General features: G+C 50.2%; 12 protein-coding genes. 6 read left to right on the top strand and 6 right to left on the bottom strand.

Going from position 1 to position 16,354, the window contains the following annotated elements; genetic code table 11:
• Window positions 1–142: 142 nt before the first annotated feature.
• Window positions 143–3,082 (bottom strand): oligosaccharyl transferase, archaeosortase A system-associated, encoded by a 2,940-nt coding sequence (locus TX80_RS03125; RefSeq protein ID WP_049921408.1) that lies wholly within the window; start codon window positions 3,080–3,082, stop codon window positions 143–145.
• Between the two features lie 180 nt (window positions 3,083–3,262).
• Between TX80_RS03125 and aglG the strand changes: the two genes are divergently transcribed.
• The 4 genes from aglG (at window position 3,263) to TX80_RS18865 (ending at window position 8,482) form a co-directional block, all read left to right on the top strand.
• Window positions 3,263–4,222, top strand: coding sequence for a glucosyl-dolichyl phosphate glucuronosyltransferase (gene aglG, locus TX80_RS03120; RefSeq protein WP_049921407.1), 960 nt, complete (start codon window positions 3,263–3,265; stop codon window positions 4,220–4,222).
• 439 nt (window positions 4,223–4,661) lie between these two features.
• Window positions 4,662–5,909, top strand: a complete 1,248-nt coding sequence (locus tag TX80_RS03115; protein WP_049921406.1) for a glycosyltransferase family 4 protein — start codon at window positions 4,662–4,664, stop codon at window positions 5,907–5,909.
• An 81-nt stretch (window positions 5,910–5,990) separates the two neighbouring features.
• Window positions 5,991–7,712, top strand: a complete 1,722-nt coding sequence (locus tag TX80_RS18475; protein WP_081661410.1) for an asparagine synthase-related protein — start codon at window positions 5,991–5,993, stop codon at window positions 7,710–7,712.
• Between the two features lie 74 nt (window positions 7,713–7,786).
• Complete coding sequence (locus tag TX80_RS18865) at window positions 7,787–8,482, top strand: FkbM family methyltransferase (RefSeq protein WP_154658560.1); 696 nt, start codon at window positions 7,787–7,789, stop codon at window positions 8,480–8,482.
• Here the strand turns inward: TX80_RS18865 and TX80_RS18470 are convergent.
• Genes TX80_RS18470 through TX80_RS18460 form a run of 3 tightly spaced genes read right to left on the bottom strand, consistent with a single transcriptional unit; the run spans window position 8,474 to window position 11,597 of the window.
• Entirely contained in the window at window positions 8,474–9,388 is a 915-nt protein-coding gene (locus TX80_RS18470; protein WP_195893022.1) for a glycosyltransferase family 2 protein, read from the bottom strand. The genes TX80_RS18865 and TX80_RS18470 overlap by 9 nt on opposite strands.
• A 3-nt stretch (window positions 9,389–9,391) precedes the next feature.
• Complete coding sequence (locus TX80_RS18465; protein WP_081661409.1) at window positions 9,392–10,450, bottom strand: NAD-dependent epimerase/dehydratase family protein; 1,059 nt, start codon at window positions 10,448–10,450, stop codon at window positions 9,392–9,394.
• Window positions 10,451–10,496: 46 nt separating this feature from the next.
• On the bottom strand, window positions 10,497–11,597 hold the full coding sequence (locus tag TX80_RS18460; protein ID WP_081661408.1) for a glycosyltransferase family 4 protein: 1,101 nt from the start codon (window positions 11,595–11,597) through the stop codon (window positions 10,497–10,499).
• Window positions 11,598–11,682: 85 nt separating this feature from the next.
• Here TX80_RS18460 and TX80_RS03100 point away from each other — a divergent pair, with 85 nt between their 5' ends.
• Both TX80_RS03100 and TX80_RS18455 read left to right on the top strand, forming a co-directional pair.
• On the top strand, window positions 11,683–12,624 hold the full coding sequence (locus tag TX80_RS03100) for a UDP-glucuronic acid decarboxylase family protein (protein ID WP_049921403.1): 942 nt from the start codon (window positions 11,683–11,685) through the stop codon (window positions 12,622–12,624).
• Between the two features lie 52 nt (window positions 12,625–12,676).
• Window positions 12,677–13,873: a glycosyltransferase family 61 protein gene (locus TX80_RS18455; protein WP_081661407.1), complete on the top strand. Its 1,197-nt coding sequence runs from the start codon at window positions 12,677–12,679 to the stop codon at window positions 13,871–13,873.
• A 3-nt stretch (window positions 13,874–13,876) separates the two neighbouring features.
• On the opposite strand, the gene TX80_RS18450 is transcribed toward TX80_RS18455, so the two are convergent.
• Both TX80_RS18450 and TX80_RS18860 read right to left on the bottom strand, forming a co-directional pair.
• On the bottom strand, window positions 13,877–15,337 hold the full coding sequence (locus TX80_RS18450) for a sulfatase (RefSeq protein ID WP_081661406.1): 1,461 nt from the start codon (window positions 15,335–15,337) through the stop codon (window positions 13,877–13,879).
• 42 nt (window positions 15,338–15,379) lie between these two features.
• Window positions 15,380–16,309 carry a hypothetical protein gene (locus TX80_RS18860; RefSeq protein WP_154658559.1) on the bottom strand — a complete coding sequence of 310 codons (930 nt, stop codon included), beginning with the start codon at window positions 16,307–16,309 and terminating at the stop codon, window positions 15,380–15,382.
• Window positions 16,310–16,354: the final 45 nt, after the last annotated feature.

Below are 16,354 nucleotides of genomic sequence, written 5' to 3'. Positions count from 1 at the left end.
GCTTCTGAGACAGCGTGCGACGTTCGGATCGGTTCGACCACCGAAGATTCTCGGACGGGGACGAACGGCAAATTCAGGTGCAACAGCCCGGTCGCCACAGAGACCGCGCTGAAAAAACAGTCAGCGAGCCGTCGTCGAGGTGTTACCGCGCCGGCTCGGCGATCGGTGCGAGCGACGCGTCCGTTTCGTTGTCGGCCGACTCACCGCTGTCAGTATCGTTCTCGCCGTCAGCGTTCTCGCCGTCGACCGCGCCCTCGTCGCTTTCGCCTTCGGTTTCGTTGCCGGATTCGTTGAACTCGACTTCCTCGGCTTGCTCGAGGTCGACGTCGACCGTCTCACCCTCGATAACCGTGGTCTCCGGCACCGACGTCTGTCCCTGATAGACGGTGAATCCGTTCTCGTTCGAGACGGTGGCACTCACGTTGTAGTCGCCGGTCGCTTCGACGCTGCTGTTCGTGTACCCGTCCTCGACGCCGAGTTCGTCGTTCGTCGCGTACGGGACCGTCAGTTCGAAGCTGCCGTCGTCGTCGACTTCGGCCCGCTGGGTGTAGTTGAACGTGCCACGATCCGCGTTCGTCTCGAGTTCGACCGAGGCGGTCACCGTGACGTCCTCGTCGGTGACGTTCTCGTCGTCGAGCGTCCCGGTGATCGTCGCCCCCTCGACCCGTTCGTAGGTCTTGACTGCGGCACCCTGCCGTTGATCGATGATCTCGTAATCCAGATTCTGATGCCGCTGGATCTGCGCGAGACGCACCTGGGTCAACTGGTTCACCTGTTGGTTCACGAACACCTGCGGACTCCCGTCCTCCCCGAGCAGCACCTGATCGTTATCCTGCCGCACGACCGCATAGCTGATGAACGTCGATGTTCGCTTGTCGTTTTCGTGTACGAGCCGGTAGTGTTCCATTCCGGCCGCGTCGTCGAAGTACAGCCGGGACAGCGTCGTATTGTCGTACGGGACGTTGGCGAACCGCTCTCTAACCTCGTCGCGGCTGATCTGCTCGCCCGCTTCGTAATCCTCGGGTGTCGTGTAGTGGTCGTAGCCGGGGCCAGTCCACGTCGAGATCGCGGAGAACTTCCCGCCGGCCATCTGGTCGTCGATCATCACGTACCGGATCTCCTCGTCCGATTCGTCCTCGTTCGCGATTATCGACTCGAGTTCCTCGTTGGACTTGCCGCTGACGGATGCGCCCGTCGCGATCGAATCGAGGATCAGTTCGGACCGCTCTTCGGATTCGGCGGTCAGGAACGCCGATGACGAGCGAGCGTTCTGCTGGAACGGGTTGGAGTGGGGTATCCGATTGGCCTGTGTCGTTATCAGGTGGCCGTAGTCCCACCACGACATCACGCCGTAGGTTCCGTCGGGATAGTCGTAGTCACCGTCCTCGGGGTAATTGTACGTGCCGTAGAGCTCGAGTTCGTCGGCCTTGTCCGCCCCACCCCAGTTACCGGGCTCGGGGGTATTTTCGGCGAGCCAGTGGTTCGACTCTTCCCAGACCATGGCATCGGGATGCGGTTGGGCGTTGTCGGTCTGCTCCCATGCCGTCGTCCCTTCGGCGGCGATCGGCGGGAGCAGCGGTGCGAACAACAGCATGACGATCATGAACAGGATGATGATCTGATAGGTTTCGATACGACGGAGCGATTCGATCCCGCCCGAAAGATCCAGGTTGAACAGTCGCACGACATCCGCGACGAAGACGGCGTTGACGACCGCTACGGCAAGCACCAGATAGTACGAGAACCGAATCTGGGTCGCGGCCATGCTGGTCAAAAACAGCGACCAAACGATGACCAGCGTGTATTCGGCACGGTATTCCCGCCCCAGGAAGGGGCGTGCGACGAGGAAGACGAGACCCGCGAGCATCGTGTAGAACGCCGCGCCGAACTCGTCTCTTACATGACCGGGGAAGTCGCTCGGCGGCTGCGCCTCCTGAATCGTGAGATCGGTCGCCGACTCGCCAAACGGAAGAACCCGACCGGTCAGGTTGTTCGTGATGGTGCTGAACAGGTCCGGGAGGACAAGCCACAGGACCCCGAACGTTGCGGCGATCAGTCCGGCGACTGCGACCGGGTAGTACCGTCGATCGACCCCGTAGTCGTTCCACTGCCGGGCCAACCAGGCCATGAACACACAGCCGCCCGCGACGAGCGCCGCGCTGAGTGGCTGCAGGTAGCCGAAGCTCGTCACGCTCGTTCCGGGCTCTTCGATCAACACCGCCGTTACGAGCGCCGTGAGACCGAGGCTGATCGCGCCGACGAAGGCGACGTGGTCCGGCGACACGTTACGGACGTAGTCGAGACAAAGCTGTACGGTGAAGAAAACCGCGAGGATCCCGATCAGTACGACGCCCGGTGGCCACACCCAGATGTACAGTGAGAGGGCCAGCCCCGCAAGGACACTGTAGATTGCCGGCCGGCGGAGCGTCTCCCAGTCACCGTCCGCAACCAGTTCGTAGATCGGCTTTTCGCGTTCGGCGACCCGAAGCGCAACCATCATCGCGAGCACGGCGATCGCCATGAACAGGACCTCCGCAACGTGGTGCTGGAGTTGTCCCACGTTCGTTCGCGAGAGGAACTGCCCTCGAGCGAGCGCGAGCACGAGAATCGCAACGATCCCGCCGATCGTCCCGCCGAGTCGTCGGCCCATGTAAAACACCGGGATCGCGATGAGTGCAGCCATCACCGGCACCGCGAGCAGGGACACGGTATATAGCGTTTCCGTCGATGGATCGCCGAACCCGACGATCATCGCCGCCGTGACGATCAACTGATCGAACAGCGTCCCGAACTGGCCGACGTATCGCCCGGTCGGGAACCCGGTCCAGATGTCGTACGGCATCGTATAGGGATAGTTCTCCGCCGTCCACTGTACCGTGCGCCAGTGATACCACGAGTCGACTGCAGCCAGGGCCGGAGACCCATCCTCGGTGACGAAGTTACTGTAGGATTGGGTCCGCACCCAGATCATAAACAGCATCACGGCCCCGATGACGGGGACGTGATACCAGTTTTCCAACGTCTCGAGGAGAGACGAGGATGTCTCGGCCTCCTCCTCGATGCGTTCGGTATCGGTACTCATTAGGTTGCACCAGACCCAAACGGAGAATAAGCCTTGTCATATATTCGCGGCAGCTTCATATCCCTACCCGTAACGGGAGAGGTCGGTTCGGGATCTCATCCGGTCATCACCACGGTCGAGAGGCAGTCCTGACCTCTCGAAGGAAAAGGCTTATTCTGTGTTCACCGCAATCGATCCCCGATGAAGGTCTCCGTCGTCATTTGCACGTATGCGATGGACCGCTACGACGTCTTCTCCGAATGCGTCGATAGCGTTCTCGCACAGACGTACGAGCCACTCGAGATCGTTATCGTCGTCGACGGCAACGAAGACGTCTTCGATCGCGTCTGCGAGGATTACGGGGACCTCGAGAACGTCGTCCTTCACTGTAACGAGGAAAACCAGGGTATTTCCTATAGTCGAACTCGCGGTGCCGAACTCGCGACGGGTGAGGTGGTCGCGTTTATCGACGACGACGCCGTCGCGGAACCGGACTGGGTTGCGGAACTGGCTCGGGTATACGACGAGACCGATGCGATCGCCGTCGGTGGCCACGCCAAGCCGGACTGGGTGACCGAAAAACCCGATTTCTTCCCCGCGGAGTTCTACTGGCTCGTCGGCTGTGACGAGCGCGGCATGGGCGAACACATGGAGGAACTCCGGAACACGTACGGATCAAACATCTCGTTTCGACGTGACGTGTTTCTGAACGTCGGCGGCTACGACGAGAATACCGGACGGAAAGGAGATAAACACATTCAGGCACACGAAGCCCCCGTCTGTATCCGGATGGCCAACGCGTACGGCAAAGGCGTGATCTACAACACCGACGCCGTGGTGAACCACAAACTGTTCGACTACCGCGGCGACTTCCGCTGGCTCGTTTTTCGGTCGTTCTGGCAAGGCTACTCGAAACGGATCATGGATCTGCTCTTGCCCGAGGCAAAAGGGGACAAAAACGAGTATCTACAGCAACTCATGCTCGAGTTCGTTCCATCACGATTGTCACATCTCGTTCGGCAACCATCGGCACCGAAAGCGAAACAACTTTTGTCGATCTTCGTTTTCACCGCCGCAGTTGGTTTCGGGTATCTGTACGGACTGCTGTCGGTCGATCGCTCGAGTTTGACTGTTGATAATGACGCTGTGGTTAACAACTGAGCGAGATAATGAATCTCTAATCAGCAGGCCGCCCAAGAGGAAGACGAGTTCATCGACGAGGTAGAAGCGATGTAGTCCGTCGGTAGTACGACTATCGAATGGATGTTACTCACGTTCCGAGACCGATACTGGACCGAATCTCGAAGACTGCATACGTCAACGGAAAGTCCCCCCCCCTACTGTCCCGTCCCCCGGTAACCACAAGCGATGTAGATGAGGAGACCTACGAACCCTCGATCGAACCGGATCTAACCCGCGACACGGGTGCTCGAACCCATCTCGAAAATCTCGGGTATCTCTAAATTTCAGTACTGACCGAGACACCGGGAACAGTAGCGTCTATTCGACGACCGATCCGTTCGATGAGAACGTTTTTAGTTAGACCCGAGAACGCTTCTCGTAGCAGCAGTCGATCCCGCTGCTCGTTTCGGTCTCGACAATGACTCGAAATACAGACCTTCGTCCGCTTCTCGTCAACGCCTCGGATACGGGCGGATCAGCGACGGCGACGAAACGAATTCATCACGCGCTCAGATCGATCGGCGTCGACTCACGAATGCTCGTTCAGGAAAAGTCGACGAACGACGCCACAATAACGGGTCCGTCCTCGAAACTCGAGACCGCATGGAGTCTCGCCCGTCCACACGTGGACATGCTACCGCTTCGGTGGTACGGTCGATCGAGCGGATTTATGATCAACTGGCTTCCGGAACGGATGAACCGGACCATCGAACGCATTGACCCCGATGTGGTCCACCTCAACTGGTTGGGTCGCGGGGCGATGTCCATTCGATCTATCGGTCAAATCGATCGTCCCCTCGTCTGGCGGCTTCCCGATATGAGTGCGCTCACCGGCGGCTGCCACTACGCCTACGGCTGTGACGGCTTCGAAGACAAGTGCGGGGCGTGCCCACAACTCGGAAGCGATTCCAGCTACGATCTCTCGCGACTCACATGGCATCGGAAGCACTTCCACTGGGACGATCTCGATCTGACTGTCGTGACGCCGAGCACGTGGCTCGCCGACCAAGCCCGCAAGAGTTCGTTGTTCGGCGATCACCGAATCGAAGTGATCCCGAACGCACTCGATACCGACGTCTACAGGCCTCGAGACAGTATGCTGGGCCGTGAGTTGTTCGATCTGCCGGAGGACAAGCAACTTCTACTCTTTGGAGCCGTAAACCCGATGGGAGACCATCGAAAAGGCGCAGACTTGCTCCAGGAGGCGCTCCAAGAACTGTCCACTTCAGTAGACCTAGAGCTAGTGATATTTGGGGCAGAAGAACCTGAAGACCCGCCGGATTTTGGCTTCCAATCGAATTACGTCGGTTATCTTCACGACGATCCTAGTTTAGTGCTGTTATATAGTGCAGCTGATGCGATGGTAGTTCCGTCACGATATGAGGGATTCGGCCAAACCGTTTCAGAATCACTTGCATGTGGAACTCCCGTCATTGCATTCGATGCGACTGGTCCAAAAGATATTATTGACCACAGAGAAAGCGGATACCTCGCAGAACCATACGATATAGAAAGTTTACGACAAGGAATTAATTGGGTGATAGAGGATTCTGCACGGAACACTATTCTCGGTCAAAAAGCACGAAAACGAGCAGTTGATAGGTATAAGAAAACAGAAGTCGCAAATAAATACTATAATATTTACCAAGATATGTGGGGAATGTAATTAAATACTACCACAGTGTGGTGTCATATGTCGGACTTTGGGCCCAAAATTTTAACAACAAGCAAATACCTTTTCGACTAAATGGTTGAGTTATTTGGTGACGCTTCAGGGAAATCCCGTATCTTTTCGTCCAGTGATCGGTTTAAGTACGAGCAATGGTATGAGTACACTGAATCCCAAACGGACACGTATCGACTCGGATTCTATCACCACGGTGATCATGATCCTGGTGACTGGTCTGTTATTTCGACGGATCTTATCGAGGGGATGGTATATGGTTATATTACTGGACTAAACGAAACAAAGAGTCTGAGTGAGAATCTTGAAAAAATTATCGACAATCCCAATGAAAATCTTTCTCAGTTGAACGGCTCTTTCGTATTAGCTGTTGCAACAGATGAAGAACTAATCGTTGCATCTGATAAAATTGGGTCAAGACCGATCTATTATACTCCAGAACAGGAGGGGGCATTCGCTACACATCCCGGTGCACTTGTTCCTGTACTCGATGATCCCAACGTTGACGTGAGAGCAATCAGTGAGATGCTACAAACAGGTTTTTCGTGGGGTAAGAAAACCCTCATTCAAGGAATTAAGTGTCTCCCAGTTGGTTCCTACCTCCGTTGGAGTAACGGAACAATGGAAACACATCGGTACTGGAGGTTTAGTCCTTCGACACCCGATGAAAATTATGTTAATGATGTGTACAATGCATTTATGGATGCTACGGATCATGCTATAAAAACAGTTGCCGATAATTCTCGTGTAGGGACGTATCTTTCCGGTGGTCTTGACAGTCGGTTATTGAGTGGAGCACTATCCGAATATGATATAAATCTCACGTCATATACATATGATGCTAACCCCGGCGGTGGAGTGAATATTGGACCTGCGAGACGATTAGCTGATGTCCTTAATGTCGAGAATGAAATACTTGATTATGGTCCTGAATCAACTTCCCAATATATTGAAGAAGCAATACGTCGGACAAGTGGACTTCAATCTTGGCATGAATTACACGGTATCTCCGGGAAATTAGAACGGTTTCCAGACGAACTCAATGTCGTGTTCTGGGGGGCAGGGCAAGGAGAGTTATTCGGTGAGGACATACCTTACGATCTTTGTCAGGGTGACCCTGTGAAGAACTTTACTATGTACTGGGGTTCTGATATTTCAGAGCGAGTTTTGACTAATACTCCTAACATTCGAGAAACCTTCGAAGACGAATATAAACGTTTCGAATATGAAAATAAATATACACAATCAACAGATTTGATTTTCCGTAATTATTACTCAAACGCCCATGCAAGAGGAAATATTGAAAGGACCGTTGCTGGGTTTCGTTGTGTACATGCAGACGGTGACGTGATAGAGAAGTCCACTCCAGTTCCACCTGCTTACCGGTGGGGTCCTGTTACCGAATACATGAATATGTTTAGTCATAGCTCTTCAAAGTTGAAATTGGAACTTGTTCGCCAGCATAATAATGGAATTGACCAAATACCGTATGAACGAACCAACTTAGCACCAAAGCGATCCATATATATGCACGACATCTCATTCAAATCCAGTGATTTGTTTGGGAATGGAAATGAGCCCGTACATGCCCGCTGGTATAGGGAAAGTAGTGCTCTTCGTAATATCGTGAATAAATATGTTGATGATATAGCTGAGAGAGAATTTATAAATAGTACCGCAGTACACGAACTAAAGAAGCAACATCAATCTCATACAACTAACCATATTGATCCGTTAGCAAAACTCTCTACAGTCGAGATCTGGCTACAAGAATATCTCGATTGAATTATCATAATACATCAACACTTGGGGTAATAGACCGAAGGAATCAATATCTGGTTACTGTTGGACTATTCATTATGAAGCAACCCACGTTTCTGGAGAGATTCAAAGTGTATACTATGCTACGTCGAATATATGATTATTATCTTCGGCCCCGACTTCCACGAAAGATTGGTGTATACAACGGCGTTCCGGTCCGAGACCGAGCACTTTTTGATATCACTGACGAACAGCCAAATTACGAGGGTGCACTCATTGCCGCTCTACGAGATGTCGTTGCGACTACTGATAGATGTCTCATTGTCGGTGGTGGGCGAGGTGTTTCTGGTACTGTCGCCGCAAATCTCACTGGACCATCCGGTCATGTTACGGTGTATGAAGGAAGTCACGATCAGGTCAAACTCGTTCGCGAAACGCTTGAACTCGCTCAAGTATCTGAATGGACGACGGTTCACCATGCAATTGTATCTAAAAAGGTAGAGATATACGGAGAGTCAGGAGATGCAGATAGGATCTCAGCAGATGAACTACCAAATTGTGATACACTCATTCTTGATTGTGAAGGTGCGGAAATCAGTATTATCAACTCTCTTGATGAAAAGCCAGAGAATATAATTGTCGAAACACATGCTGTTTTCGGCTCGCCAGAGTCCGATGTTCGTGCTGCACTTAACAATGCAGGATATAGTGTCGTTGATAAAAAAACGGAATACGAAGACAGAGGAATTCACGTGCTGACAGCAGTGACAGACGAAGAATTAGAGTCAGCGTAAAACAGTATCCGAAAGGCGCCTCAGAACAGGATTTCGTTCCCACCAAGACGTTCGTAATTTGTGAAATTCTTCGTCGAATGTACGATCGACAGCTACATAGTCGTGAAAATCCAAGGGAAAATCGATTTTTCCTCTGGGAATATTGGCCATGTTTGACCCCTCGTTAGTAGTGTTCGTTGCATGATCTCCAAATCCCACGTTTGTAACTAGATTTCGAGAGGGAACAACAGAGAGACCAGAATTAACGTGTCTCGCGAACCCCCACTGATAGTCCCATGTTTCGATCACGCCTTGATAGGTACGATCATATACTGTTCGAAGATACTCATATTGACTTTTACTAGCAAGAACATCTTTCAGTCGATGTTGTACCCCTTCTTCGGTCCAAAGACGCATTTTTGGATCGTATTTCATCCATGCCCGTCGCCAGGTTGCCCAGCCCCATATACCGCCATAATACGAGAAGTGGTAATCCTGTTGCTCAGGCTTCCACTCCCCCAGATAGTTTGTGCCACTGATATCCCAAACTCGCATATCGTCTTCGTATCTTTCTAGCATTTCATCGCAAAATATGAAGAAATCGTGGTTTGGAACACAATCGTCTTCCAGAATAATCGCACGGTCTTCATTCGAAAAAATCGTCTCAAGGCCGGTAACGAAGCGTCTCTTTAGACCCAGATTTTCTACTGCGTATTCGCGATGAACTGTACAGTTCCAATCAACGTTTTCGGTTATTGCACGTGTTCGTCGACATTTTTCTTGATCACTCTCGATATCAGCACGCGGACCATCAGCCACAACGTAAAGTGTGTCAGGCTCTACATCTCGAATCATCTCAAAAACCTTCTTAGTCGTCTCAGGTCGGTTAAACACAAAGATAGCAACCGGACTGTTTAACGATGGCATATATTATTCGATAGTTGATAGCCATTCTGCATACCGCTCAACACCTTCATTAAAATCTACTTTAGGTTTCCAATTTAAATGTTCCTTTGCACGAGAAATATCTGAGACGTATACCTTCTGGTCTCCTTCCCGCCACTCATCATAAGTGACATCCGCTTCCCAACCGTGGTTTTCCCCTAGGATTTCCAATAGCTCAAGAAGACTTGTTGTGTTCTCTGGTCCACCTCCCATGTTGAATACGGCTGGTTTATTTGTTGGATCAGAGAGGAATGAATCGTAAGCATCAATCAGATCAGTCACATATAGTACATCTCGGACTTGTTTCCCATCTCCAAAAACCGTAATTGGTTCATCTCGTTTTGCACTAATTGCGAAATGAGCAACCCATCCTTGATCCTCATTCCCAAACTGACGGGGTCCGTATATACAACTCATTCTGAACGCAGCTGCATCAACCTCATTCCGCGCCGCATAGTCTTGTACGTAGAGATCACCGGCTAATTTCGATACGCCATAAGGAGTGTGTTCACAATCATCAATAGAGAGTGATTCAGGTATGCCGTCATTGTATTCTGGGCTATCGTACCAGTACCTACTGTTCACTTCTTTAACTGGGATTTCGTTAACATTGTCGCCATACACTTTATTAGTTGAGGCGAATACAACTGCTGGATCGCTTTCCGCCGCCGAAGCGGCATCTAAGATGTTAAACGTCCCCTCTGCATTAACCTGAAAATCATAATGTGGATCGTTCAAAGAGGCAGTTACAGCCACTTGTCCAGCGGTATGAACGATAGCATCGTGGCCTTCAACGACATCGAAAAGACGTTTACGGTTGCGTACATCACCATCGATGAATGATATCTCTGGATAGTTCTCTTCGAGGTAGTCTCGGTTAAAAGACGCAGTATTTCTCGTTTCATCGGCCGTCTCGAGGGACGAAACACGGCTCATATTGTCGTACACAGTTACTTTGGCTCCCCGCTCAGCGTAGAATTCCGCAGCGTGACTACCTACGAACCCCGCACCACCGGTGACCAAAATATGTGAAGGCCGACTCATATGAGAACGACCGGAACTAAGACAAATAAGCGTACTGCTTATCGATTTATCGAACGCGATTGTACATTTCAACATGGCGTTCTGCGACGTGCGGAATGTCGAAGTTGCGAATCCGTTCAGCGGCGTTTGAGAGCTTTGTCTCTCGGATTTCTTCGTCTGCGATCAACGTGCGAATGGCCTCGGCGACTTCTTTGGGATCGTTTTCATTGTCGACGATAATACCTGCATCATCAATGGCTTCCGGCGCCCCCCCGTGTTTCGATCCTATCACGGGAGTTTTGGCAGCTTGGGCTTCGATATATACAATTCCAAAACCTTCCACGTCGTACCCGTTTCGACGTGGAACCATCGCGAACACGTCGGATTTGGCAAGTAATTCACGTTTCTCTTTACCGTTAACCCAGCCAGGGAAATGGATATCGTCCGTATCGGAAGCGAGTCGCTCTAATTCGTTTCGGTTTTCTCCATCTCCTGCTACAACTAGTTCTCTCTTACCTCGAACATCGTCTTCAAGCTGTTTCCAAGCTCTAATTATCGTCTCGAGGTTCTTTCGATCAACAAACCGAGACATAGTTACCACATCACCTCGTTCGTTTCCGTTTATCCTCCGTACTGCACGATGGTATTCATCGATATCGATTGATGGAGGAATGATTTCCGTTTTGACGTGATCCGGTGCAACGTCATCTATCAACGATTCTGTGAACTCAGTGAGGGCATGCACGACATCTACATCTCGGATCGCTCGAGAGGCGAGAGGTCGATTTCCTAACTCCAGCGCATATGTTGAGAGTGCAGTCGGAATATCTCGTTCTTGAGCAGCGACAATCGCGGGCCAATCCTTCACGTGCATAGCGTGGACAACGTCTGGTTCGAATGTTCTAATGGCCTCAACGGTTTGGCGGTAGACGGCATTCATATAAACGTAATCTCGGGAAGTGAATCCCTCAACGGAGTAGTACCAGCGTGGTTTCGGGAGTAAGTCGCTAATCGACCAGTCGAAGTCGCTCCTGTCTATATGGAGAACTTCCACTTCGTGCCCGAGTTCTTTTAGCCCTCTTTCAAGATTTTTTACGATAGTTTGAATTCCACCCGGCGGTGGCGGATAGTTTAGTGTTACGAGAAGCACTCGAAGAGATCCTGCCATATATGTAGGTGAATTCTGGAATGGCAAAAAGAATTGTCTTTGGCTTTTCGAACGGGATAAGTACCAGGACTGAGTTAATCGTGGTATGAAATCTCAGTCTGCCCTTGTAGCCGGTGGCAGCGGCTTTGTTGGGAGCCATCTATGCGAGTCACTTCTAAACGATGGTTACGATGTATTTTGTATAGATAATTTTGGGAGTGGTAGTAGGGAAAATATATCCCACCTAACCTCGAGCGGCAATTTTGAAGTTATCGAAGCAGATATACGTGAACCACTCGATCTACCACCAGTCGACGAAATCTATCATCTTGCTTCCCGGGCTTCACCGAAGGATTTCCAGAAATACCCTGTCCGAATTGCATTAGCAAATACTAAGGGGACAAGAAACCTTCTCGACTATGCAGTCGAACACGACGCGAAGATGCTCTTTGCCTCTACCAGTGAAGTATACGGCGATCCGGAGGTCCATCCACAAAATGAATCATATAACGGTAACGTAAATATTCGAGGGCCAAGGGGTTGCTATGATGAATCTAAGCGGTTCGGTGAAACCCTGACAGTAGCGTATAATAACAAACACGATCTTGATGTTCGGACTGTCCGTATTTTCAATACATATGGACCGAGAATGCACATGGACGATGGCCGTGTTGTTCCGAATTTCATCACACAAGCGCTCAAAGGCGAAGATTTGACTGTCTATGGTGATGGATCACAGACACGCTCATTCTGCTATGTTTCCGATCTCATTCGAGGAATCGAGAAAACGATGCAAGCAGATGGATTGGCTGGTGAGGTCATTAATCTAGGCAACGAAGATGAGAGGACAATTCATGAGCTAGCAGAAACTATCATCGACATTTCCGGGACGGAAAGTGGCATTACGCACGAACCTTTACCCGAAGACGATCCTAGTCGTCGACGTCCTGATCTATCCAAGGCTCGTCAAATCCTCGATTATGAAACCGAAGTCGAGTTGCGTGAGGGACTCCGGAAGACTCTTGAGTACTTCGAGGACCAAATTTAATCATGGCTAGGCGTATTACCTCCTGTTTGGGAACTAAAATGAGAGATCATGAATGAAATTCGGTGCTGATCTCACCCTCCGTTCGATTGCAGAGCGATATGCTCCAGAGCAATCGAAAAATATTGCACGACGGATCTGTCAAAACCTGTTCGCTGATCGTGTAGTCTCGTACCGGGACTTAGTTGATCAGGGTCGAGCGAGATACTGGCGATTCGGAGACCGTCGTTCGTTCACGTTTGAGGAACCTACGTTCTACAACGAACTACCGCCCGAAATAGAGGCTCTTATCGGGTCTCACGAACGCCATCCACCATTCGTAATTGAAGTCTTGGACGTTGAGCTAGTGGGCTACCCGGGTATCAAGCTTACATCGTCCAACGAGTTCGCCGTGTATAACTACTGGCAGTCAGCTAATGAACGCTCGTCTCAGGAACTCTCTTATGATATCGTCGAAGCTTTGAGCTATGGCACGTGGAAATTTTCTCGATCTAATACTCACGATGTCAGTTATGATTTGGCTGTTCCGTTACTGAAGAGGTGGGGAACGAATTATAGCCATTGGACTGAGGAATGTTTGACACAGCTGGAAGGTATTGAGCACTATATTCGAGAAACTGGAGAAGAACCAGTGTTGATCATCCCACCAAATCCACCATCTTTCGTAACTGATTCGCTCGATTTATTGGGATATGAGGGTCAATACGTCGAGTGGGGGGAAAACTATCGAGGACATGTAGATCGATTAGTTCTCCCATCTGTTCGACGGTGCTTGAGCGATACTTCGGATGACTATCTTCGGGAACCCTTTGCTCTAGAGTGGTTGCGCGATCAAGTATGGTCGAAGACCGACTGTAAGCAGACCGATTCAACTTCGAAGATACTTGTTTCTCGAGAAAAAGATGCGGATACCCGTCGGATAGTGAACTGGGAAGAAGTAGAGTCAGCACTTCACGAACGCGGATTCTGCACGGTCTCGTTTAGCAATTTAACATTCCGAGAACAGAAATGCCTGGTCAAAGACGCAGATCTGATAGTTGCTACTCACGGTGCAGGGCTAACGGAACTTATGTATATGGAAGATGCCGCTATAATCGAACTGTTTGCATCACATTTCGTTCCCGTCTACTACGAAATGTCGGAAGGGTTCGGTCATGACTATGCTTGCGTTGAGTGTGAGGCAGTAGACGAACACCTGCATGTTAACGTGGACGAACTTCTGACCGCCATCGATGCGGTTCAGGGAGAGTAAGAGTTATTCCATATAACCTAACTCTCGAAGGTTATCCATGACGGATTCGTCGAGGTCATCACCATATCCTTCAGCCGTGGTGAATTCGTCGCCTAACGTTGAGATAAGACGATCGTATAGTTCAGAGGTTCTGCTATCGTCCATATCCGTTACTTTCTGTTCGTTTGGTCGATCATAGAGCGAGACTTCGCCTTCTGAATCCAATACTAACAGAGCATTCTCGGATCGGATCGATTTCCGTCCCCGTTCGAAGTTCTTAATCTGACTGCTACTCATATGATCTGCATAGAAGTCGGGAACATCACGTATTCCGTTTTCAGCAAAGACAGCAGTTCGTTGATCGTCACTGAAAACCGACCGGCCGGACGTCTCGTTGGGTGCCGCAATGCCAGCAGCATCGCAAATCGTATCGAAGATGTCGACTAGGGAGACAAACTGTGATCGACGTTCGTTCTTTGGGACACCTGGCCCGGCGATGAGCAGTGGAACATGAAGCGCCTCTTCGAAATGAAAGTACATGTGCTTTAAAAGTCCATGTTCACCGAAGTACTCTCCGTGGTCAGCGAGTACAACAAATATGGTGTCCTCAATATGCCCTGTATCCTCGAACCATTTCCATAGCCGCTGTATATGCGTATCAAGATATTTTACAGAGGCACAGTACCACGACCACAGTATGTCAAGTTCCGCCTCCGACAGCCAGTCGTTGTTAGCAAAAAACTGCGGATCTCCCCGTCCGGTCTGGGCTTCGTAGACACGATCTTCTCGTACTCCCTCGATATCAAGAGTTTCCTCCATCCATGGAAGAAAGTCGGTTAACCCGAAGGATCCTCTACTGAGCCCAGGCGTTGCCTCCTCTTTAAAGGGCCGAGGCGGATCGTAAGGAGCATGGACAAACGGGAAATTAGCAAATCCAAAGAAAGGTTCGTCGAAGTCATCCTGTAGTTTGCGCATAAATACGTCGAATAGATATCCTGTATGTTTATCATCTCCCTGTTTGGCCATTCGTAGAAAGTGTCGCGGCATTGGTTTGACAAGAGTGGGGTCTTCAATAGCTTTTCGTAAATCTGTCAGCGTTGGAGAAGAAGGAATATCATGCCATTTTTCGAGGTACTGTTCGAATCCCCGGTCGTATCCCCAGTCAGAACCGATACGGGCAGGGCCGGGAATTCCGAATGTGTTATATCCTCGACTTTGGAGGTGTTCCGCTATTAGCGGGACATCGTGAGGAACTTCAGTTTGTCCAACGATTCCCGATTCTGAAGGATACTGACCGGTAAAGAGTGCTCCATGAGAGATCGAAGAACCGGGACCTGCCGCATATGCACGTTCGAAAAGTGTTCCGTTTTTAGCTATTTTATCGAAACCTGGTGTTTCGACTGGACCACCATAACAGGAAAGAACGTCGGGACGGAGAGTATCACATACAACGAGAACGACGTTTTTCCGGGTTTTCTCTTTCATCTTGTCTCTATAGATGGTAGGAGTAATTATTTTCTCTGGTATTCATGCATAGCCGAGATCGCGGAGTCGATCTTTGACGATATCTGCATCAACGGTTTTGGATTTCGTGGGTGCAGCCCGTTTTATTGTTCGACGCCCCCCATTGGTATACTCGTGCCACGGAACCTCAACCAACTCCTGTGTATATAGACCTGCTGGATGTCCATAAATCGGCCATGGAATAGGTTTCATCCAGTCGTTCAGCATCTCCCCGTGGTCAGCAGTGACGACCGTCTTTCCTTGGATCGATCTAAGGAGCTCTTCGACATGCGGGAGCGTTACCTCGAGGTTTTCTCGATATGCTTCCCGAACGACCGATTCGGATACATCGTTGATACGAGTCCCAACGGTATCCCAGAATTTTTCATCGATTTCGTCTGATTCGATCGGGTCATCCAGGCCGACATAATTGAAGTGCTTTCGACCCGTTTCACCGATGAAGGGGTAGTGTGGCTGTAAAAAGTGAATAAGTAATCGTTTATTTGGATACTGTTTGCTTGCCTCTTTTGCCGCTTCCGCTACAACCTCCGGATGAACTGTCCGTAAGTCGTCGTCCCAGTTTTTCTTCCACAAATCAATTATATCGTGGAACTTTGGATCGACTCCGTCAGTTACATGGACGCTCGGCGAAGCCGTGATATAAACAGTATCTGTGAGATCTTTCGTCCCGACATTTGCCTGCATGAATTCGTCGGTCGTTGAGGCACGAGATTCTCGTTTTTCGAGGTCTCCAGGGAGATCAGACAGATTCTCAAAGACATCATAGCGACACGCGTCTAGTATGAGCAAATTGTCCCAATCTTCTGAGAAGACATCGACACCACGGGTGTTAAATAAACGCTGTCCAAATCTACTGAAATATGCCTGGTTTGCCCGTAACGGAAAATTCGAGATCCATAGTTTCAGTCGCTTTGAGAATGGTAGGTCGGACATCGCTGTAGGTCATGCATTACCGACCATAGTATATAAGAATGCTGT

Source organism: Halopiger djelfimassiliensis (assembly GCF_000455365.1).
Classification (GTDB): Archaea; Halobacteriota; Halobacteria; order Halobacteriales; family Natrialbaceae; genus Halopiger_B; species Halopiger_B djelfimassiliensis.
Note: the sequence above shows the minus strand (reverse complement) of the source record. Positions and strands in the feature narration are given on the sequence as shown.